21 protein-coding genes and 1 riboswitch are annotated in these 19,246 nt (G+C 50.7%); of the genes, 16 read left to right on the top strand and 5 right to left on the bottom strand.

Translation table 11 applies throughout. The annotated features are described in order from the left end of the window. Positions 1–498: 498 nt before the first annotated feature. Entirely contained in the window at positions 499–1,914 is a 1,416-nt protein-coding gene (locus tag GLV97_RS17215; protein WP_160890193.1) for an alanine/glycine:cation symporter family protein, read from the bottom strand. A gap of 300 nt (positions 1,915–2,214) precedes the next feature. On the opposite strand from GLV97_RS17215, the gene nagE reads away from it, so the two are divergent. From nagE to GLV97_RS17190, 5 genes are read left to right on the top strand one after another with little or no spacing between them, the layout of a single operon-like run. Next, complete coding sequence (gene nagE / locus GLV97_RS17210) at positions 2,215–4,146, top strand: N-acetylglucosamine-specific PTS transporter subunit IIBC (RefSeq protein WP_160890192.1); 1,932 nt, start codon at positions 2,215–2,217, stop codon at positions 4,144–4,146. Further along, positions 4,139–5,311, top strand: coding sequence for an N-acetylglucosamine-6-phosphate deacetylase (gene nagA / locus GLV97_RS17205; protein WP_160890191.1), 1,173 nt, complete (start codon positions 4,139–4,141; stop codon positions 5,309–5,311). The genes nagE and nagA overlap by 8 nt, the downstream gene beginning before the upstream one ends. After that, a complete protein-coding gene (nagB, locus tag GLV97_RS17200) occupies positions 5,311–6,048 on the top strand; it encodes a glucosamine-6-phosphate deaminase (RefSeq protein ID WP_160890190.1) in 738 nt (245 codons plus the stop codon). The genes nagA and nagB overlap by 1 nt, the downstream gene beginning before the upstream one ends. Positions 6,049–6,054: 6 nt before the next feature. Next, positions 6,055–6,774, top strand: a complete 720-nt coding sequence (locus GLV97_RS17195; protein WP_160890189.1) for a UTRA domain-containing protein — start codon at positions 6,055–6,057, stop codon at positions 6,772–6,774. 10 nt (positions 6,775–6,784) lie between these two features. Further along, positions 6,785–7,498: a sugar isomerase domain-containing protein gene (locus GLV97_RS17190; RefSeq protein ID WP_160842079.1), complete on the top strand. Its 714-nt coding sequence runs from the start codon at positions 6,785–6,787 to the stop codon at positions 7,496–7,498. Between the two features lie 103 nt (positions 7,499–7,601). Here the strand turns inward: GLV97_RS17190 and GLV97_RS17185 are convergent, their stop codons facing one another. After that, positions 7,602–8,108, bottom strand: a complete 507-nt coding sequence (locus GLV97_RS17185) for a peroxiredoxin family protein (RefSeq protein ID WP_160835280.1) — start codon at positions 8,106–8,108, stop codon at positions 7,602–7,604. A 162-nt stretch (positions 8,109–8,270) separates the two neighbouring features. Here GLV97_RS17185 and GLV97_RS17180 point away from each other — a divergent pair, with 162 nt between their 5' ends. From GLV97_RS17180 to GLV97_RS17165, 4 genes are all read left to right on the top strand, one after another. Then, positions 8,271–8,903: a flavodoxin family protein gene (locus GLV97_RS17180; RefSeq protein WP_160835281.1), complete on the top strand. Its 633-nt coding sequence runs from the start codon at positions 8,271–8,273 to the stop codon at positions 8,901–8,903. Positions 8,904–8,916: 13 nt separating this feature from the next. After that, complete coding sequence (egtB, locus tag GLV97_RS17175) at positions 8,917–10,167, top strand: ergothioneine biosynthesis protein EgtB (RefSeq protein WP_160890188.1); 1,251 nt, start codon at positions 8,917–8,919, stop codon at positions 10,165–10,167. Beyond that, positions 10,164–11,096, top strand: coding sequence for an L-histidine N(alpha)-methyltransferase (egtD, locus tag GLV97_RS17170; protein WP_160890187.1), 933 nt, complete (start codon positions 10,164–10,166; stop codon positions 11,094–11,096). Before egtB ends, egtD begins: the two co-directional genes overlap by 4 nt. A 493-nt stretch (positions 11,097–11,589) precedes the next feature. Further along, complete coding sequence (locus tag GLV97_RS17165; protein ID WP_160890186.1) at positions 11,590–12,048, top strand: 2-thiouracil desulfurase family protein; 459 nt, start codon at positions 11,590–11,592, stop codon at positions 12,046–12,048. A 127-nt stretch (positions 12,049–12,175) separates the two neighbouring features. Here the strand turns inward: GLV97_RS17165 and GLV97_RS17160 are convergent, their stop codons facing one another. The 3 genes from GLV97_RS17160 to GLV97_RS17150 form a co-directional block, all read right to left on the bottom strand. Continuing rightward, complete coding sequence (locus tag GLV97_RS17160; protein ID WP_160835285.1) at positions 12,176–12,409, bottom strand: hypothetical protein; 234 nt, start codon at positions 12,407–12,409, stop codon at positions 12,176–12,178. 61 nt (positions 12,410–12,470) lie between these two features. Continuing rightward, positions 12,471–12,719, bottom strand: a complete 249-nt coding sequence (locus GLV97_RS17155; RefSeq protein WP_160890185.1) for a hypothetical protein — start codon at positions 12,717–12,719, stop codon at positions 12,471–12,473. Positions 12,720–12,803: 84 nt separating this feature from the next. Continuing rightward, positions 12,804–13,595 (bottom strand): SDR family NAD(P)-dependent oxidoreductase, encoded by a 792-nt coding sequence (locus tag GLV97_RS17150; RefSeq protein ID WP_160890184.1) that lies wholly within the window; start codon positions 13,593–13,595, stop codon positions 12,804–12,806. A gap of 159 nt (positions 13,596–13,754) precedes the next feature. Here GLV97_RS17150 and GLV97_RS17145 point away from each other — a divergent pair, with 159 nt between their 5' ends. The 7 genes from GLV97_RS17145 to GLV97_RS17115 all read left to right on the top strand — a co-directional run bounded on the left by GLV97_RS17145 (position 13,755) and on the right by GLV97_RS17115 (position 18,867). After that, on the top strand, positions 13,755–14,195 hold the full coding sequence (locus tag GLV97_RS17145) for an NUDIX domain-containing protein (RefSeq protein ID WP_160890183.1): 441 nt from the start codon (positions 13,755–13,757) through the stop codon (positions 14,193–14,195). A gap of 45 nt (positions 14,196–14,240) precedes the next feature. Continuing rightward, positions 14,241–14,348, top strand: a riboswitch (TPP riboswitch). Between the two features lie 112 nt (positions 14,349–14,460). Next, a complete protein-coding gene (gene tenA, locus GLV97_RS17140) occupies positions 14,461–15,156 on the top strand; it encodes a thiaminase II (protein ID WP_160890182.1) in 696 nt (231 codons plus the stop codon). Then, positions 15,153–15,752, top strand: a complete 600-nt coding sequence (tenI, locus tag GLV97_RS17135) for a thiazole tautomerase TenI (protein ID WP_160890181.1) — start codon at positions 15,153–15,155, stop codon at positions 15,750–15,752. The genes tenA and tenI overlap by 4 nt, the downstream gene beginning before the upstream one ends. A gap of 4 nt (positions 15,753–15,756) precedes the next feature. Next, positions 15,757–16,866 carry a glycine oxidase ThiO gene (gene thiO / locus GLV97_RS17130; RefSeq protein ID WP_160890180.1) on the top strand — a complete coding sequence of 370 codons (1,110 nt, stop codon included), beginning with the start codon at positions 15,757–15,759 and terminating at the stop codon, positions 16,864–16,866. A 12-nt stretch (positions 16,867–16,878) separates the two neighbouring features. After that, positions 16,879–17,082, top strand: coding sequence for a sulfur carrier protein ThiS (gene thiS / locus GLV97_RS17125; RefSeq protein ID WP_160835292.1), 204 nt, complete (start codon positions 16,879–16,881; stop codon positions 17,080–17,082). A 1-nt stretch (position 17,083) separates the two neighbouring features. Further along, the gene (locus tag GLV97_RS17120; protein WP_160890179.1) at positions 17,084–17,851 is read left to right on the top strand and encodes a thiazole synthase; all 768 of its coding nucleotides are present in this window, start codon (positions 17,084–17,086) and stop codon (positions 17,849–17,851) included. Further along, the gene (locus GLV97_RS17115; RefSeq protein WP_160890178.1) at positions 17,848–18,867 is read left to right on the top strand and encodes a thiazole biosynthesis adenylyltransferase ThiF; all 1,020 of its coding nucleotides are present in this window, start codon (positions 17,848–17,850) and stop codon (positions 18,865–18,867) included. Before GLV97_RS17120 ends, GLV97_RS17115 begins: the two co-directional genes overlap by 4 nt. Positions 18,868–19,246 lie beyond the last annotated feature (379 nt).

Raw genomic sequence — 19,246 nt, 5'->3', positions numbered from 1 at the left:
TCTTCCTGTAGCGAAAATGACTTCTTTTCTGCTTTGTCCCAGTGTCAATGAGATTTTTTATCATGATTTTTATAAACAGACGTCGCTAACGCCTGTATTTGAACCTGATCATTTGGTGTGGTCACGAGGAGCGTTCGGTGGTGACGCCTGCGGGAACAGCGCGAGGCGAAGATCCACTTGGGCAGGTGTTCTTCCTGCCCAAGTTAGCTGAGGCCGTGCCCGCGGCAAGCATCCACCGATAAGCGGAACGTGACCATCAACACGATACACAGACATCAACACGATACACAGACATCAACACGATACACAGACATCAACACGATACACAGACATCAACACGATACACAGACATCAACACTTTAACGACGAAATGGTTTTCCGGGGAGGCTCGGATGCTCGTCTCCGGTAAGGGGGTGGTCGAAGCTCCCGGAGGCCATGGAAATACAAACGTTTTTCAACAAATGAAAAGACCTGCCAATATGGCAGGTCTTTTCTTAGTCAGCTTGCTTTTCGGCTGCTGTGGTGAGGTTTCATCAAATAATCGTTAAAGAACGAATCCGTTTCACTGACAATCACTTTATAAAGCAGTAGGAGGGCGATTAAGTTGGGAATCATCATAAGCGCGTTCGCCATGTTGGCGAAGGCCCAGACGATATCCAGCTGCATGACAGCACCCATGAAGGTGGCGCCGACATAAACGAGACGGTAAGGGACGATGTACTTCAGTCCGGCCAGGTACTCAAAGCACTTTTCCCCGTACATATACCAGCCAACAATCGTTGAGAATCCGAAAAAGATGACGGAAAAAGCGACGATATATTCTCCGACTGTTCCTAAAGCATGGCCGAAGGCTGCACTGGTAAGCGCGCCGCCATCAAGCCCGGAGGCGTGCTGAACGCCTGAGATATCCCCGCCGGACGGGTCCCAGAATCCGGTCATGAGAAGGACAAGCCCTGTCATCGTACAAACGATGATCGTCACGATAAACGTACCGGTCATCGCTACAAGCGCCTGCTTCACGGGATGATCGGTCTTGGCATTCCCCGCTATTAGAGCAGCGGTGCCAAGACCCGCTTCGTTGGAAAAGATCCCTCTGGAAACCCCGCTCCGGACCGCTTCCATCACGACGACACCGGCAAACCCTCCGACAGCGGAGACGGGCTGGAAGGCGTACGTAAAGATCATCTCAAATGCCGGTATAATGGCATTGTAGTTCATCGTAATAATCAGTAGAGCTCCGCCTATGTATAGAAATGCCATCACAGGAACGAAAAAACCGGCCACCGTACTGATCCTTTGAATTCCTCCGAAAATGATCAGGGCGGTAAACAGGACGAGCACCGTTCCTGTAATCCAGCCGTTAATGTGGAAACTTTCATCCATTACATCCGCGATTGTGTTGGACTGGACACTGTTGCCGATTCCGAGCGCAGCAAAAGCACCGAACAGGGCAAAAGCGACAGCGAGCCACTTCCACTTACTCCCGAGACCCTTTTCCACGTAATACATCGGACCGCCGGAGTATTCGCCATTCTCATTCTTTACGCGGTACTTCATGGCGAGCAGGGCTTCGGCATACTTGGTAGCCATCCCGAGAAGACCAACAATCCACATCCAGAAGATTGCTCCCGGTCCACCGAGTGTCAGGGCCGTAGCCACCCCGGCGATGTTTCCATTTCCGATCGTCGCCGATAAAGCCGTCATCAGCGTTTTGAAATTACTGATATCTCCTTCGGCACTTTCGGTTGTATCTGTTTTTTCTTCTTTTGTAAAAGCGAGCTTGAAGGCATACAACAGTTTTCGGAACTGCAGTCCCCGCAGCATCACCGTTAAAAATAACCCGGTCCCGAATAAGAGTATGAGACTGGGTGTTCCCCATAGGACATCGTTGATTTGATTTAATACTTCCAGCATGGAATCCCCCCTGAAATCGGTTGATACATTGTTGTGTGGTGGATGTAAACGGTTTCTACTTTAACACTTTATCATCCCTGATTCTATAACTATTTGTGCAGATGCGAAATTCTAAGCGCTTACATTTGTAAAAAAGCACAAAAGGGTATAGAAAACGGCCGAATGCCGGGTATCCACCTTTTTGGAAGCGGTTGAAGTTTAAATATTTCAAAAATTTAAACTGGTATAGACAACTATAAGGGAGAGGTGGTACGATAACTTCAATGAAACGTTTGCATATATTAGAGGGGGTACAGCATCATGTTGAACTTTTTACAAAGAATTGGAAAGTCTCTCATGTTTCCGATTGCCACGCTGCCGGCGGCTGCGCTGCTCGTCAGGCTCGGCATGGAGGATTTTCTCGATCTTCCATTTATAACAGCCGCAGGGAATGGAATTCTGGGCAACCTTGCCCTTATATTCGCCATCGGCATAGCGATGGGATTATCGAAGGATGGAAGCGGAGCTGCCGCTTTGGCGGGCGCCGTCGGGTATCTGGTTCTTGATAATGGAATCGGTGCCATCAATGAAGATGTTAAGATGGGAGTTTTTGCCGGGGTGATCGCCGGGATTGCGGCCGGCTTGCTTTACAACCGATATAATGATGTCAAGTTTCCGGAGTTTTTATCTTTCTTCGGAGGAAAACGGTTTGTCCCGATCATTACTTCCGCCGTAATGGTTGTCGCTGCTTTTATTCTTGGTTACGTCTGGGTCTATCCCCAGGCGCTGCTGGATTCAACCGCAGACTGGATATTAAACGGTGGAGCCGCTGGAGTTGGAATTTACGGATTTTTAAATCGTCTGTTGATTCCAGTCGGCCTGCACCATGTGATGAATACACTGATCTGGTTTGATTTCGGGACGTTTACTACAGAAGGTGGAGAAGTCGTACGCGGAGAGATCAACCGCTTCCTGAACGGCGATCCGTCTGCAGGAAGCTTTCTTGCCGGATTCTTCCCTGTGATGATGTTCGGCCTTCCGGCGGCTTGTCTCGCTATGTACGCCGCTGCGAAAAAAGAACGCAAAGCCGCGGTTGGAGGGATGTTCCTGAGTATCGGTCTGACATCGTTCCTTACCGGTGTAACAGAGCCGATCGAATTTTCCTTCATGTTCCTGTCTCCACTACTTTATGTTGTTCACGCCGCTTTAACAGGGGTATCGATGATTTTGGCGTATCTCTTTGATGTCCGCCACGGGTTTGGATTTTCTGCCGGACTGATCGACTACGTCTTGAATTACAACATTGCACAAAATCCGTTCACACTCGTTCTCATCGGCTTATTTATGGCTGCTGTCTATTTCCTTGTGTTCTACTTCCTGATCATCAAGCTCAACTTGAAAACGCCGGGTCGGGAAGATGAGGAAGAAGTGCAGACAGAAGTGGAAGAGGGTACAGATGAATACGAAGCCAAAGCTTATCATTATATCGAAGCGCTTGGTGGTGCGGATAATATTGCAACGCTCGATTATTGTACCACCCGTTTACGTCTTGAAATGAAAGACAGGGACATCGTTGATGAATCGTCGTTAAAGCGTTCCGGTGCGCGCGGCGTCATGAAGATTGGACGCCGGAACCTTCAGGTCATTGTTGGAACGACGGTGGAATTTGTAGCGGAAGCGATGAAGAAACAGATGGAGAACCCGGGGATGACGGCTCCAGCTGCTTCAAGGACCGAACAGGAACAAGCACCTGCTTCTCCCGAACGCACATTGAACAAAGAAGCGTTCGCCATGCCGGTCACCGGCCGCATCCTTCCACTTGAAGAAGTCCCGGATCAAGTCTTTGCCGAAGGTATGATGGGACCGGGGCTTGCGGTCGATCCCGCGGACGGCACCATCACTTCTCCTGTCAAAGGAAAAGTGGTTCAGGTCTTCCCTACGAAGCATGCGGTTGGTCTGGAGACGGACAAAGGTCTTGAACTGCTTATTCATGTCGGCCTGGATACGGTGAAGCTTCAAGGAAAAGGGTTTGAGGCACTCGTGGAGGCCGGAGACCTTGTTGATCTGGGGACACCGTTATTACAGGTGGATATGGATACCGTGAAGAAGAAAGCACCGTCCATCATTACTCCGGTTATTTTCACAAACCTGGAAAATGAAGAGATCCACGTGCTCAAGCATGGACAGGCAGAGCGTGGAGACAAAGAGATTCTGGAAGTCACCAGGAAAAAGGAGGACGACGGGCATGAATGACATAGTCATTACGAATGTGGACATCGTGTTCACTGACCACACCATCTCATCCGGATCTGTACGGATCCGGGAGGGAAAAATCGCTGAGGTTTCGACCGGGGCGCTGGAAACCGGTGGAACCGTTGTCGATGGAAAAGGCCGGGTGATGGTGCCGGGGTTCATTGATGTGCACATTCATGGAGCGGCTGGTCATGACGTTATGGATGCTGTGCCGGAAGCCCTTTACGGCATGAGTGCACAGCTCCCGAAAGAAGGGACGACGAGCTTCCTTGCGACGACGATGACCCAGTCACGTGACAACATCACGCAAGCACTCAGAAATGCCGGGACATTCAAGGAATCCCAGAAATGTGGAGATGGCGCAGAAATGCTAGGCATCCATTTGGAAGGTCCGTTCATTTCAGAGAAAAAGGCCGGCGCCCAGCATCCGGATCATATCATCAAGCCATCTGTCGACCTGTTCCACGAATGGCAGCAGGAAAGCCGCGGCCACATCAAGCTTGTTACGGTTGCGCCGGAAACGGAAGGGGCTGCTGCTTTTATTGAAGAAGTGAGCCGGACAGGCGTCGTCTGCTCCCTCGGCCACAGCGATGCCCGTTTCGATCAGGTCACTGAAGCCGTGGAAAAAGGCGCGCGCCACGTGACGCACTTATACAATCAGATGAGCGGCCTGCATCACCGGGAGCCGGGACTTGTTGGGGCGGCCTTCATGAACGACCGTCTCCTTGTAGAGATGATTGTCGATCATATCCATGTCCATCCAGATGCCGTTAAACTGGCGTATCAGAATATCGGAAGCGGACGGTCGGTGTTGATCACAGACGCGATGCGTGCCAAATGTCTACCACCGGGGACGTATGACCTTGGCGGCCAGGATGTCTTCGTGGAAAACAATGAAGCGAGGCTGGCTGACGGGACGCTTGCCGGAAGCATTTTAACGTTGGAGGAAGCCGCTAAAAAGATGAAACAGCACGCCGGCTTGTCGTGGCAGGAACTGGTCAGCATCACCTCCTGGAATGCTGCTGTCCAGCTGGGTGTCGAAGACCGCAAAGGGAGCATCGAACAAGGAAAGGATGCAGACCTTGTGCTCTTGGATGAACAGGGGAATGTTACCTTGACGATATGCAGGGGAAAGATCAGCTATAACGCAGAGGAGGTGCAGTAATGGAGGTTATCGTTACGAACAACTATGAGGAACTCAGCAGAAAAGCTGCGGAGATCATCGACAGCCAGCTGAAGAAAGAGCCAGCTTCTGTCCTCGGTTTAGCGACAGGCAGCACCCCTCTTGGAACGTACAAGGAGCTTGTGAAGAGTTATGAGAAAGGGCAGACCGACTACAACGGTGTATCTACATTAAATCTGGATGAATATGTCGGCCTGAGTCCGGACCATCATCAAAGCTACCGCTGCTTTATGGACAAACATTTCTTTGACTTGATTAACATTCGGAAGGAGAATACCTACGTTCCTGATGGCAGAGCAGAGGACCTGGCTGAGGAAAGCAGTCGTTATGAACAGATCATTGATGAGATCGGACCGCCAGACCTGCAGCTGCTTGGCATTGGCGAAAACGGACATATCGGATTCAATGAGCCCGGGACGTCATTTGAGAGCGGTACCCATGTGGTTGAATTGACCCCTTCCACCCGACAGGCGAACGCCCGGTTTTTTGATACAATGGAGGAAGTCCCGACGTATGCGGTCACGATGGGGATTCAATCCATTCATAAAAGTAAACGGATCATTCTGCTGGCCTCCGGGAAACACAAAGCTGAAGCGATCCGCCAGCTGATTTACGGAGAGGAAGATGAGCAGTTTCCGGCTTCTTCTTTGAAGGGGCACCCGGATTTGACGCTGATCGTCGACCAGGAGGCCTATGCTTTAGTAAACGAGAAAGGGTGAGGGGTTGTGTTGAAAAAGAATCATCCGCTCCCGATGTATTATCAGATCGAAGAATTCTTAAAGCGGGAAATCAGTGAAGGAACATTCCAGGCGGGAGATATGATCCCTTCGGAAAGAGAGTTGTCCGAACGCTTTCAAGTCAGCCGGATGACGGTCAGACAGGCGGTGTCCAACATGGTTAATGACGGCATCCTTTACAGGGAAAAAGGAAGAGGGACGTTCGTCGCAGAAAAAAAGATTGAACAGCCGCTGAAGGGGTTGACCAGTTTTACAGAGGACATGAAGCTCCGCGGCATGACTTCAGCCACCCGTCTGTTATCGTTTGATGTGATGCAGGCTCCTCAGGATATTGCTTCTAAGCTGAAGCTTGAAGAAGGAGAGGTGTATGCCGTCAAACGCATCCGGTTTGCTGACAGGCAGGCGATGGCCGTCGAAACGTCTTTTCTCCCTGTTTCCCTGCTTCCGGACCTTACGGAGGATATCGTGCAGGGATCAATGTATGAGTATATGGAGCATGTTCTTGATCTTACAATCAGCCATGCCCGTCAGGAGATTGAAGCCCGCGCAGCCGATGAGAATGAAGGCACTGAACTTCAAATTGAAGCGGGGGCACCGGTTCTCCATATTGAGCGGTGCAGCTATCTTGATAACGGTATTCCGTTCGAAGTCGTCAAATCCACCTACAGGGCGGATCGCTATAAGTTCATCAGTGATATTGTGAGGTAAGGAGGATGTCATGAGTTACTTATTGGATGTATCCCGCCGTCTTCAGACCTTGGCAGGACGTCAGTCAGAGGCTTTTGCGACCATCAGCCGCCGCTATGCGGAAGCCATCAGCAGGGGCGGCGTCATTCATATGTTCGGCTGTGGACATTCCAGCTTGATTGCCCAGGAAGCGTATTACCGGGCCGGCGGCCTAGTTCCGGTTCGTCCGATACTTATCGAGCCGCTTATGCTTCATAAGGGCGCCGTGCAGGCCAGTCAGTATGAACGAACCCCGGGGTTTGTCGGACCTTATTTGGAGAAGGAAGACGTACAGCCTGAAGATGCGGTGCTGATCCTGTCCACTTCAGGACGTAATCCGGCTCCAGTGGAAGCAGCGGAATTTTTCAGGGAGCGGGGTGTGTATACCACAGCTCTGACATCGCTCCGCTATGCCGCCTCGCAGCCTTCCCGGCTGGATTCAGGGAAGCGGCTTGAAGATGCGGCTGAGAACGTCATTGATATGGAAGTACCGGTCGGTGACGCGGTCATGAAAGGGAAGGGAACCAGTCATTCCCCCGTGTCGACGGTCCTGGGTACCGCCATCGTCCATGAGCTTTTGACACGGACCATCCATCACTTGGAGGAGAGCGGTATGGACGTGCCGGTTTTCAAAAGTGGCAATGTGGATGGATCCGATGAACACAATCAACGAATGATCGATCATTATACGCGTATCCGTTTTTAACGTGAAGGCACTTTTTTAGTATGTGATGCGGTTCGTGGAATCATGAAAATTAAACACCCCGCCTGGTGAAGGAAACCTGTTCACCGGGCGGGGTGTTTTGTGTTCAGCCTTTTAAGTTGCTGCGGATATACTGGATGATCTTCCTTAATTCTGTCGGTGCCGGTCGACCGAATGGACTTGTCTGCCTCTGCTGGTACAGGACGCGTCCTTCGGCATCAGTCAGGAAGTAGGCCGGGTCACCGTGGGTGCCATGGTCTTCGTAAGGGGCATCTTCCGCATGGAAGTGCACGTGGTAGTCCTTAAGGAACTGGAAGTCCTTATCATTCAGCACAGGAAAGCTGAATTGGTGCTCCTGCTGCATTTTCTCGAGATCGGCTTGTTCATCATGGGTGACCGTGATCAAGTGGATCTTCTTATCGTTGAAGTAACCCTGCTCCTTTTCGAGCTGATCCAGCTCGTTCATACAGGCCGGGCACCAGGACCCCCGGAAAAATATAATCAAATGCCAGTGATCCTCGTCATGGCTTTTCAAATCATCAGAGAAACAGAATTCACCGCCGGTAATTTTCGGCAGGGTGAAATCAGGTGCTTTTTCATTCAATTTGAACATCACTACCCACTCCTTTATCCATTCTTCTCTTCTAAAATGCCCTATTCAAATGTAAACATGTGTAAAGTTTCTGTCATTTACCTTACAAATTGGAAAAAGCAGGATTAAAATAAAAGAAGAAGGGAAAAAGCATTCAATATACTTTAAAGGAGGCTGGACAGGATGGCAGAACTGAAAGCGTTAATCTTGAACTGCAGCTTAAAGAAAACATCGGATGAAATATCCCATACCGAAGCACTCGGAAGGGAGGTGCTGGATCTCCTGGAAACTGAAGGGGTACATACGGAAACGGTGCGTCTCGCGGATTATCATATCCCGAATGGTGTGGCCAAGGACCTCGGCGGAGGGGATCAGTGGCCGGAGATCTTTGAAAAGGTCAAAGAAGCGGATATTCTTCTGATCGGAACACCGCTCTGGCTCGGAGAAAAAAGCAGCATCGCAAGTGTTGCTATGGAACGTCTGTATGGAAGCAGCAGTGAAACGAATGAGAAGGGACAGGCAGTCTACTACAACAAAGTCGGGGGCGTCGTCATCACCGGAAACGAAGATGGAGCGAAGCACGCCGCTGCCTCGATTATTTACGGCCTGTCCCATATCGGTTTCGTCATTCCGCCGAATGTGGATGCCTACTGGGTCGGAGAAGCCGGTCCCGGTGCGTCTTATCTGGATGAAGGCGGAGGGCAGGAGAATGAGTTTACGAAAGGTCATGTGAAGATGCTTGCCTACAATACGCTGCATCTGGCCCGAATGTTCAAGGAAAACCCTATCCCCGCTGTTGGAAATAAGACCGAGTAAAAGGAGCTGCTATATGGAAACGACCCATCAAAGTGTATGGAGTGTCTATACAGAAACGAGAACATTTACGGAAAAGCTGGTAGAAACGTTACAGACAGAAGACTTCGTCGTGCAGGCGGCGAAACATGTGAGTCCGATGAAATGGCACCTGGCGCATACGACGTGGTTTTTTGAGAAATTCATTCTGGAAGTGTACATTCCTGATTACCGGCATTATAACGAGGAGTTCTTATTCCTCTTCAATTCCTACTATGAAACCGTCGGGGAATTCCACCCGCAGGAGAGGCGTGGTTTGATTACCCGCCCGACAGTGGAGGAAACGATGGATTACCGCCGTCATGTCGATCAGGAAATGAGTCGTCTGCTTGCTGAACGTGTGGGTGACGCCGATATTGACGGGCTTGTGGAAATTGGTCTGCAGCATGAGCAGCAGCACCAGGAACTGATCCTCATGGACATCAAATACAACTTTTCCTATAACCCGCTTTATCCGATATTCAAGGAGCAGCAGGATGCTTCCTACGGGCGTGCCCCTGAACTTTCATTTTCTGCATTTGAAGAAGGGGTCGTGGAAATCGGTCATAACGGGGACGGGTTCGCTTTTGACCATGAAGGTCCACGTCATAAAACATATCTGCACCCCTACAAGATAGCCAACCGACCGGTAACGAACGGGGAGTTCATTCAGTTTATGGAGGCGGGTGGCTATGAACAGCCCGAACACTGGCTTTCGGACGGCTGGGGAACGGTGAAGGAAAATCAGTGGAAACACCCGCAGTACTGGGTGAACAAAGACGGGGAGTGGCACATGTTCACGCTTTCCGGTCTGCAGAAAATCGATCTCGATGCTCCGGTCAGCCATGTCAGCTTTTATGAAGCCGATGCGTATGCGAGATGGTCCGGCCGCAGGCTTCCGACAGAACAGGAGTGGGAGCATGCCATGGAAGAGCTTGAGGTGGACGGTCACTTTGTGGAGGCTGAACAGTATCAGCCGCATTCCATTTATAAGGGCGACGGGACAATCGAAAAGGCATACGGCGATGTATGGGAATGGACACAGAGCCCTTACGTTCCGTACCCGGGAAATAAACCACTGGACGGGGCGCTGGGTGAATACAATGCCAAGTTCATGGCGAATCAAATCGTTCTCCGGGGAGGCGCCTGTGTAACCCCGCAGTCCCATATACGGGCGACGTACCGGAACTTTTTCCACCCGCAGATGCGGTGGCAGTTCAGCGGCTTCCGGTTGGCGGAGGATGTATGAAGGCGCATCTGAATGGAACGGTCTCATCCGATATGCTCACGGGGCTTTTTGCAGAAAAGAAATGGATATCATCTAAATTTTTGTATGACGAGCAGGGGTCGCAGCTGTTTGAACAGATCACAGACCTCCCGGAGTATTACCAGACACGAACAGAAGCGCAGATTCTTCTGGAAAACCTGAGTGCATGGAAATCGGTTTTCCGTAAACCAGCTGCTCTGATTGAGCTGGGGAGCGGCAGCAGTAAAAAAACGAAAATCCTGCTGGATCACGTGCCGAATATTGAAAGCTATATTCCAATCGATATTTCAGAAGAATTCCTTGCGGATACGGTAACTCAGCTGCAGGCATCGTATCCGGGGATTCATATCCAGGGCCTAAGCACGGATTATACACAGCCGTTCACCCTCCCGGACTTTAAAGGGAAAAAGAAAATCGTTTTCTTTCCAGGTTCCACGATAGGGAATTTTGAACCGCGGGAGGCGGAGCTTTTTCTGGAGAATATCCGAAGTCTTCTGAATCCCGGCGATCAGCTGATTTTCGGGGTCGATCGTAAAAAGGACGAAGCAGTCTTGAAAGCGGCCTATGATGATGCAGCAGGAGTGACGGCAGCATTTAATAAAAACCTGCTCACAAGAATCAATCGTGAGCATGAAGCGGCGATTGATGTAGACAGTTTTTCCCATGTGGCACTGTATAATCCAACCGCCGGAAGGATAGAAATGCATCTGGAAAGCAGCAGGGAACAGGTTCTCACCCTGGGCGGCCACACGATAGAGGTGAAGAAGCAGGAAAGGATTCATACGGAGAATTCCTACAAATATGATCCAGAGGACATCATTCGTCTGGGGAGAGCAAGTGGTTTTCTGCTCCGCCGTGTCGTATCTGATGAACGAGAGTATTTCAGTGTCTGTCTGATGGAAGTCGTTTAAGAGGAAAGGCCGGACTCTGTTCGAAGGGTCCGGGCTTCTCTTATTTAAAAGGCTCTGTTTTGGCTTGGGGTTGTTATTATTTAACATGTGAGCTTCTATCTCCCCTTTCTGTCAGGGATTTGTATGAGGCGGCCTTGGGAATGACTCCCTTTCCGTGGGGGACCTTCATCCCACAGGAGTCCCGCCATTCCCAAGGCGGTCTCTTCAAAGAAGGGTAGTTAGAAAGGATATAACCGAAGTCCGTTACACCACTACGAAAGGGATGGCAGGGAAAACAGGTAGACTCCTGCGGGAAAAAGGAACAAGGTGAGACCCCGGAGAACGAAGTTCGAGGAGGCTCATCGTTCCCCGCGGAAAGCGGACGGTTTTCCCTGCCATCCCATCCCCTGAGTAAATAATGGACCGGACCCCTGATTCCAGACGGAGACGATTTAGTAATCGTTTAAAAGATCAATAACAGAGCTAATTAAAAAACAAAGGGAGGAAAAGAAGGGTGATTTTGATCAGTTCCTGTCTGGCTGGTATAAAAGTGCGTTACGATGGCACGGACTGCCTCCAGGAAGAAGTGCAGAAATTAATATTGGAAAAGAGAGCGGTTTCCGCCTGTCCGGAACTGCTGGGAGGCTTCATGGTGCCGCGGCCTCCAGCTGAGATTGTCGGCGGGGATGGAGAGGATGTATTGAGAGGCCGTGCCCGCGTGATGGAAAAGACAGGAACGGACGTGACGGAGACGTACATAAGAGGTGCTTATTTGACATTGGAAAAAGTAAGGGATCTCAACATTGATACGGTTGTGTTGAAGGAAGGAAGTCCGTCGTGCGGCAGTACGGTCGTCCATGACGGCACCTTCAGCGGACGAAAGGTGTCTGGGAAAGGCGTGACGACAGCCCTGCTCGAACGGAACGGCATTCAGGTGATGAGTGAAATCGATTTTATCCATACGTTGGTGTAAAGAGCCCTCTCAAGGGGCTCTTCTCATGTGGAAAAAAGGATTTCTCCCTTAGTGTATCTGCGATTGCCGTTTGCGTTTAGCCACGTTCTGCTTGACGGGGGCAATGCTCCTTCTCAAGAAGCTCTTTCTATTGGATGAATCCGGCTGTGGAAGCCGTCAGGCAGAAAACAGACACGGCATAATAAAGGGAGGCGCGCCATTTGGTTGTTTCTCTTTGTTCTTCTACGCCAAGGATAACCATGAGAATGGCTGCACCTGCGAGGATGAAAGACAAAAGGTCCCCGGATGTACCTGTCCATAATCCGTACCCGGACAAAAGGACGATGAGGACTGATAAAGTGATTCGAATTCGTTTTAACATATGTACCCGCTCCTTACTGTTGGTATAAGACGGTTCTCTATTGTTGCTTGCGATCCTCTCTTTATAGAACATAGAAAAGAAGGACCAGGCTGACAGCAGTCAGGCCCAGGTTTAAGAAGGCATGCTTGTTTTGATGGATCAAGTGATACCTCCAGGCGTCCAGTCCGCTTTTCACTGTCCAGAACAGGATAAGAAAGAGGACTCCCGTGTAGGTGTTGGAGGGATTGTCATCCAACAGAAACCATCCGGCAGTGATCAAAAGCGCAGCGGGAAGGATGTTCCACGCAGAAAGGACCTTTAGTTGTGTCATTGATTTCCTCCTTTCCGAGCCATATTTTACCTGAGATAAGCGTAAAAAAACACCCGTCCAGTGAAGAACGGGTGTCTGGGAGGTTTAGACAGAACGGATGATGCCGCCTTCGACCTTCTGCATGGCTCCATTAATGGCTGAAGCTTTAGGGGAAGCGAGGTAAACGACGATACCTGCCACTTCTTCAACAGTACCAAAACGCTGGATGAGGGAGGTCGGCTCATTGTTGTTAAAGTAATCCTTCGTAAAGGATTCCAGCTCTTCGCCTGCGTTTTCCGCTGCTCCCTGCATGAATCCAGCGACTCCTTCGGTCCATGTCGGCCCCGGAAGGACGGCGTTCACCGTTACGCTGGTGCCTTTTGTACGCTCCGCCAGACCGCGGGTCAAGGAGTTGACGGCTCCTTTGGTGGTGGAGTACGGAATCATTTCCGCCAGCGGTTTGACGCCGGCTTCACTGGAAATGTTCAGGATCCGTCCCGTATCGCGTTCAAGCATTTTTGGAAGGAAGTGGCGGGACAAACGCACGGCACTCATAATGTTGGTTTCAAAGTACCCCATCCATTCCTCATCGGTTACATCTTCCACGTCTTTCACTTCAAACATGGCGGTATTATTCACAAGTACATCAAGGTCACCGATGGCATCGACTTTTTGGATCAGCGCATCTGCCCCTTCTTTCGTTGACACATCAGCGGCAATTCCCTGAATGTCTCCGAGATGTTTGAATTCCTCTACCACATGATCGAGCTTTTCCGCGGTCCGTCCATTAATAACGACGCGTGCCCCTTCTTCAAGGAAAGTTTTCGCGATTTCTTTTCCAATTCCTTGAGTAGAGCCGGTCACAAGGATAAGTTTATCTTTAAGTTGTAAATCCATAGTTGAAACACCTCTTCATCTTTTTACTGCAAAGAGTATCGTACGGTGTTTGGGAAAGATCCACAAAGAATATGCTCATCTACTTCTTGTCAAGCCGGGGAGGAGTTTGATGCGGTGTGTCGAAATTGGTAAGGATTGGATGCGGAAAGGGGTTTATTTATGTCCCATACATTTATCGTAAACGTAGAAGCAGCGATTATGAAAGACAGCCGTATTCTGCTTATTCAAAGGTCAGCAGAAGAGGAGCACGCGGGAGGTCTGTATTCGCTGCCCGGGGGAAAAATGGAGTTCAGCCCGGATTCCCTTCACGTGCTGGAGGACAATGTCCGCCGCGAAATCAAAGAGGAAATCGGCATTACCCTGGGGGGAGAACTGACCTATGTGCACAGCAGCACCTTTTTAATCGGTGACACCCAGGTTCTGAATCTCGTGTTTTTAGCAACCGATTTCACAGGAGAGCCATGGATAAGAAGTCCGGAGGAAGTATCCGGCATCGTCTGGATCGATCCGGGTGAGCGGGAAGGTCCCCTCCCGATTCCTCCATGGACAGCCGACAGTATCAGGAAAGCGGTGGAACGTCATACGAAAATCTATTTTTGACAAAAAATTCTAACGTGTTACGATGAAAGAGAAATTAAATACAGAGCGATCCACTAGGGGTGCCTTCTCAAAGGCTGAGATTAAAGTAATGCTTTAAGACTCTTGGAACCTGATCTGGCTTATACCAGCGTAGGGAAGTGGCCGAAGACTATATATGTCGATCGAAATGAATGTATAGATCAGCCACTTTCTCCTATGCCGGGGAAAGTGGCTTTTTTAGTAGGTAAAGCCAGTGGCGGATCGTTCATCAAAGGAGAGGTTGGACTTGAAATTTTCAGAAGAAATCAGAAAAGCCGTGGATGAGATTTGGGAAGGAAGCTTTCAGCATCCTTTTGTGAAAGGTATCGGAGAAGGGACGCTTCCCATTGAAAAGTTCCGTCATTATGTCCTCCAGGATTCCTATTATCTGTCTCATTTTGCAAGGGTCCAGTCGCTTGGAGCTGCCAAGTCTGAAGATATGGCCGTGATGGCCAATATGGCGTCTCATGCTCAGAGTACGTACGAAGCAGAACTTGGACTTCATGAGAATTTTTCGAAGCAGCTGGGGATTACGCAGGAGGAGCGGGAGCAGTTCAAACCGTCGCCGACGGCGTATGCATATGCGTCTCACATGTACAGAGGGGCGTACGATGGAGATTTAGCAGATGTGATTGCAACGATCCTGCCGTGCTACTGGCTTTATTATGAAGTCGGTGAACATTTGAAAGAATCGTCGCCGGAAGAACCCGTGTACCAGGAGTGGATTGCCGCTTATGGAGGAGATTGGTTCCGTACACTTGTGGAGGAGCAGATCGAGCGCCTTGATGAACTGGCTGAAAAGAAGACAGATGCCGGAAGGGCCCGGATGAAGGAATTGTTTATCATCAGCAGCCAATATGAATATATGTTCTGGGAGATGGCGTACCGCATGGAGGAATGGCCGTTCGACCTGAAGCAGTCGATGGCGGCAGGACGTGCATGAACCTGCATGTCATCTCCACAGGACGCCAGTCTCCGGCGGAACTTTGTCCGAGGGCAGCCGCGATTGAACCGTGGGTGGATTATTTACACCTTCGTGAAAAGCAGTGGTCGGCACGTGAAACGGCGGACACGATTGAGACTTTAGACAGTCTCGGGTTTCCGAAAGAAAAGCTCGTCATCAATGACCGGGTGGATGTAGCAGCAGCAAAAGGGGTGCCACAAGTGCAGCTGGCTGGTCACAGTTTATCGGTTCAAGACGTGAAGCGAGCGTTTCCATCTCTACACGTCAGCTGTTCCGTCCATTCGGCAGAAGAAGCGGTGGCCGCAGAGGCTGAGGGAGCGGATGCTGTTCTATTCGGCCATGTCTTTGAGACGGATTCCAAACCCGGGCTGCCGGGAAGGGGGCTTGGCGCACTGAAGACCGTCACCGGGGCTGTTTCCCTGCCTGTCATTGCTATTGGGGGATTAACACCGGAAAATGCGGCCCGTCTTAAGCATTACGGAGCGTCGGGAGCGGCTGTGCTGTCGGGTGTTCTTCTGGCAGAAAACGCTGAAGAAGCGGTGCGCCGTTATCGATACCATTTGGAAAGGAGATGAAGGGATGCTTTATGACGCAATCGTTGTAGGTGGAGGAGTCATTGGCAGTTCTGTGTCCTATCAGCTTGCCAGGCGGCAGAAAAAAGTGCTCGTCATCGACCGGGGGAAAACCGGGCAGAAGGCATCAAGCGCCGCAGCGGGTATGCTCGGTGCTCAGTCCGAACTGAAAGGGGACGATTCACTCTTTCAAATGGCCAGAACGAGCCGGGCGATGTTTCCTTCCTTGGCAGTCGAATTGAAGGAGCTCAGCGGAATAGACATCGGGCTGCAGCAGAAAGGGCTGTATAAAATCGCCTCCTCCAAAGGGGAAGCGGAATCGCTGCAGCAGCTGGGGCGGTTCCAGGAGACTGCCGGGGAGAAGGCCGAGTGGATGGATGCCGGGGAGATGCGTCAAAAAGAGCCGGCTCTTTCGGACCGTTTTTGGGGAGCTTTATACCTGCCGGAGGACGGTCAGGTGGACGCACCGCAGCTGACAAAAGCGTATGCAGCATCGGCATCGGCCCTCGGAGCGGATTTTCTAGAGCATACCGACGTCACCGGCTTTATGGAAGAAAACGGGCGGGTCGTTGGAGTCAGAACCGGCGGGGGGACGTATACCGGGGAGGCAGTCATCGCAGCCGCCGGGGCATGGAGCGCATCGCTGCTGAACCACGACCGCACCATTGTGGAAACGTATCCGGTTAAAGGGGAATGCTTTTCAGTTCAGACGGAACGGCCGCTCATCGCAGGGACTCTTTTTACAAAAGGATGCTATATCGTCCCGAAGGCGGGAAACCGACTCGTGATCGGCGCTACCGAACAGGCGGGTTCCTTCGATGAGTCCGTTACCGTGGAAGGTCTTTTTCAATTGATGGAAAAAGCGAGGGACCTTCTTCCTTCCCTGCAGGGTGCCAAAATCGAACACACGTGGGCGGGGATCCGGCCACAGACGAAAAGCGGCATCCCTTATGTCGGCCCTCACCCTGAGAAAAAAGGGCTGTGGCTGGCAACGGGTCATTACCGGAACGGTATCCTGCTTTCGGCGGTGACTGGAACGCTGGTGGCCGATCAAATCGAAGGGAAGCAGGTGGATCCGGACTGGGTGACGAGTGGACAAAGCTTCATCACGTTATAAAGGAGGATCATCATGAATGTGAAAATAAACGGCGAGTGGCATGAAATACCTGACCACCTGGCTGATGTCCGTACGCTTTTGAGTCATTTCCAATTGGATAACCGGGTGGTCATAGTGGAACTGAACGATACAATTCTGGAAAAAAGCGAGCACGCCGATTCACAGGTGCATGAAGGCGATCAAATGGAACTGGTCCAGTTCGTAGGAGGCGGATAAAATGCTTAAGATTGGAAATTTCACGTTTAACTCACGACTGCTTTTGGGGACAGGGAAATATCCTGATTTTGAAACGCAGAAAAAGGCCGTAGATGTATCAGAAACCGATATTCTCACGTTTACCGTCCGGAGGATGAATATTTTTGAACCGCAGCAGCCGGATCTGCTTCAACAGCTGGACACCGGCCGCTATACACTCCTGCCCAATACGGCAGGCGCGGAAAATGCTGAAGAGGCCGTACGGCATGCAAAATTAGCCAAAGCTTCCGGACTTTGCGATATGATTAAAGTCGAAGTCATCGGCTGTAAAAAAACGCTGCTCCCTGATCCTGTCGAAACGTTAAAGGCGACTGAAATGCTGTTGGAGGAAGGCTTTACGGTTCTTCCTTATACGTCTGATGACGTCGTCCTAGCCAAAAGGCTGGAAGAAATGGGCGCCCATGCGGTGATGCCCGGGGCGTCTCCGATCGGATCAGGGCAGGGAATTCTCAACCCGCATCAGCTGGATTTGATCATTGAACAGGCCGAGGTCCCGGTCATTGTAGATGCGGGCATCGGTTCACCGGGGGATGCGGCGGCGGCCATGGAGCTTGGTGCCGATGGTGTTCTGCTGAATACCGCTGTATCCGCCGCCGACGATCCTGTGAAAATGGCAGAAGCTATGAAGCTCGCCATTCAGGCCGGACGGCTTGGATATGAAGCAGGGAGAATTCCGAAAAAGCGTTACGCTGCGGCCAGCAGTCCAATGGAGGGAATGAGCCGAACATGAATGACCGATATTCCAGACAGACCTTGTTCCAGCCCATCGGGGAAAAGGGGCAGAAGAAAATCAGCAGCAAACATGTGCTGATTGTCGGGGCAGGTGCCCTCGGCACGGGGGCCGCTGAAAACCTCGTGCGTGCCGGGATCGGGAAACTGACGATCCTTGACCGGGATTATGTTGAATGGAGCAATCTCCAGCGTCAGCAGTTGTATACAGAAAAAGACGCGGACACCCGCCTTCCGAAAGCGGTCGCTGCCCGTCAGCGCCTGCAGGAGGTGAACAGTGAAACAGTCATCGATGCACGGGTCGTCGATGCGACACCGCTGGAACTGGAACCGCTCTTGGACGGAGTGGATGTCATCATGGATGCCACCGACAATTTCGATATCCGGATGATCATCAATGACTTATCCCAAAAGCATGACATTCCCTGGATCTACGGGGCGTGTGTCGGCAGCTATGGCATAAGCTATACCATTCTGCCGGGAGAATCGCCGTGTCTGCACTGCTTGATGGACCAGGTGCCGCTCGGAGGTTTGACGTGCGATACCGCCGGCATTATCAGCCCGGCGGTTCAGATGGTGACCGCTCATCAGACAGTGGAAGCTATGAAACTGTTAGTGGAAGACTGGGACGCTGTCAGGAAGAAACTCGTTTCTTTTGATCTATGGACGAACCAGCATTCATCCATCGGCGTCTCCAGCGTGAAAAAGGACGACTGTCCGTCCTGCGGCCGGGAGGCGTCCTATCCATTCCTATCCTATGATCAGCAGATGAAGACCGCGGTTCTTTGCGGAAGGGACTCTGTGCAGATCCGCCCGGCAGCAAAGCAGGAATGGGATCTTACCGTTCTTGCTGAGACGTTGTCCGGTCAGGACGGCAAGGTGGATCAGAATCCTTATCTGCTGTCGTTTACGACCGGGGATAAGCGGATGGTGTTCTTTAAGGATGGGCGTGCGCTCATTCACGGCACGCAGGATACAGCCGAAGCCAAAACCCTTTACCATCGTTATACCGGATGAAAAAAGCTCAGAGACACCTCCTGTCTCTGAGCTTTTTTATTTTGGCTTTGTTAAAGTTTGTTGTTGATATTTGAACAATTCGAACAAGTATTCTATAACAGGGTTATCAAATACAAGGGGGTGACGTCTGTGAGAGCAACCGATATCCTGAAAGCCTTTCAAATGATACCCTCAGATTATCTACTTTCACGATTTGACAATTGAATCTTGTATCCCGAATCGGATATTTACCTTGAAATCGAGTCTTCCAGTAAATGGGCAGTTTTCTGGAAGACTCAGTTTCGAGATAATAAGGTTTGAAGCTCTCAATTCACTTAGGGATATATGGTTTATAGATGTTATAGTTAAAGTAATGCAAGGAGGTATTAAGGTGTTAAAA

This window comes from Halobacillus litoralis (genome assembly GCF_009856355.1).
Lineage (GTDB): Bacteria > Bacillota > Bacilli > Bacillales > Halobacillaceae > Halobacillus > Halobacillus litoralis_B.
Note: the sequence above shows the minus strand (reverse complement) of the source record. Positions and strands in the feature narration are given on the sequence as shown.

What these genes read in the sequence shown, in the direction of transcription:
- GLV97_RS17215 (WP_160890193.1), bottom strand. Translation starts at nt 1,914, where the DNA reads ATGCTGGAAGTATTAAATCAAATCAACGATGTCCTATGGGGAACACCC.
- nagE (WP_160890192.1), top strand. Translation starts at nt 2,215, where the DNA reads ATGTTGAACTTTTTACAAAGAATTGGAAAGTCTCTCATGTTTCCGATT.
- nagA (WP_160890191.1), top strand. Translation starts at nt 4,139, where the DNA reads ATGAATGACATAGTCATTACGAATGTGGACATCGTGTTCACTGACCAC.
- nagB (WP_160890190.1), top strand. Translation starts at nt 5,311, where the DNA reads ATGGAGGTTATCGTTACGAACAACTATGAGGAACTCAGCAGAAAAGCT.
- GLV97_RS17190 (WP_160842079.1), top strand. Translation starts at nt 6,785, where the DNA reads ATGAGTTACTTATTGGATGTATCCCGCCGTCTTCAGACCTTGGCAGGA.
- GLV97_RS17185 (WP_160835280.1), bottom strand. Translation starts at nt 8,108, where the DNA reads ATGTTCAAATTGAATGAAAAAGCACCTGATTTCACCCTGCCGAAAATT.
- GLV97_RS17180 (WP_160835281.1), top strand. Translation starts at nt 8,271, where the DNA reads ATGGCAGAACTGAAAGCGTTAATCTTGAACTGCAGCTTAAAGAAAACA.
- egtB (WP_160890188.1), top strand. Translation starts at nt 8,917, where the DNA reads ATGGAAACGACCCATCAAAGTGTATGGAGTGTCTATACAGAAACGAGA.
- egtD (WP_160890187.1), top strand. Translation starts at nt 10,164, where the DNA reads ATGAAGGCGCATCTGAATGGAACGGTCTCATCCGATATGCTCACGGGG.
- GLV97_RS17160 (WP_160835285.1), bottom strand. Translation starts at nt 12,409, where the DNA reads ATGTTAAAACGAATTCGAATCACTTTATCAGTCCTCATCGTCCTTTTG.
- GLV97_RS17155 (WP_160890185.1), bottom strand. Translation starts at nt 12,719, where the DNA reads ATGACACAACTAAAGGTCCTTTCTGCGTGGAACATCCTTCCCGCTGCG.
- GLV97_RS17150 (WP_160890184.1), bottom strand. Translation starts at nt 13,595, where the DNA reads ATGGATTTACAACTTAAAGATAAACTTATCCTTGTGACCGGCTCTACT.
- GLV97_RS17145 (WP_160890183.1), top strand. Translation starts at nt 13,755, where the DNA reads ATGTCCCATACATTTATCGTAAACGTAGAAGCAGCGATTATGAAAGAC.
- tenI (WP_160890181.1), top strand. Translation starts at nt 15,153, where the DNA reads ATGAACCTGCATGTCATCTCCACAGGACGCCAGTCTCCGGCGGAACTT.
- thiO (WP_160890180.1), top strand. Translation starts at nt 15,757, where the DNA reads ATGCTTTATGACGCAATCGTTGTAGGTGGAGGAGTCATTGGCAGTTCT.
- thiS (WP_160835292.1), top strand. Translation starts at nt 16,879, where the DNA reads ATGAATGTGAAAATAAACGGCGAGTGGCATGAAATACCTGACCACCTG.
- GLV97_RS17120 (WP_160890179.1), top strand. Translation starts at nt 17,084, where the DNA reads ATGCTTAAGATTGGAAATTTCACGTTTAACTCACGACTGCTTTTGGGG.
- GLV97_RS17115 (WP_160890178.1), top strand. Translation starts at nt 17,848, where the DNA reads ATGAATGACCGATATTCCAGACAGACCTTGTTCCAGCCCATCGGGGAA.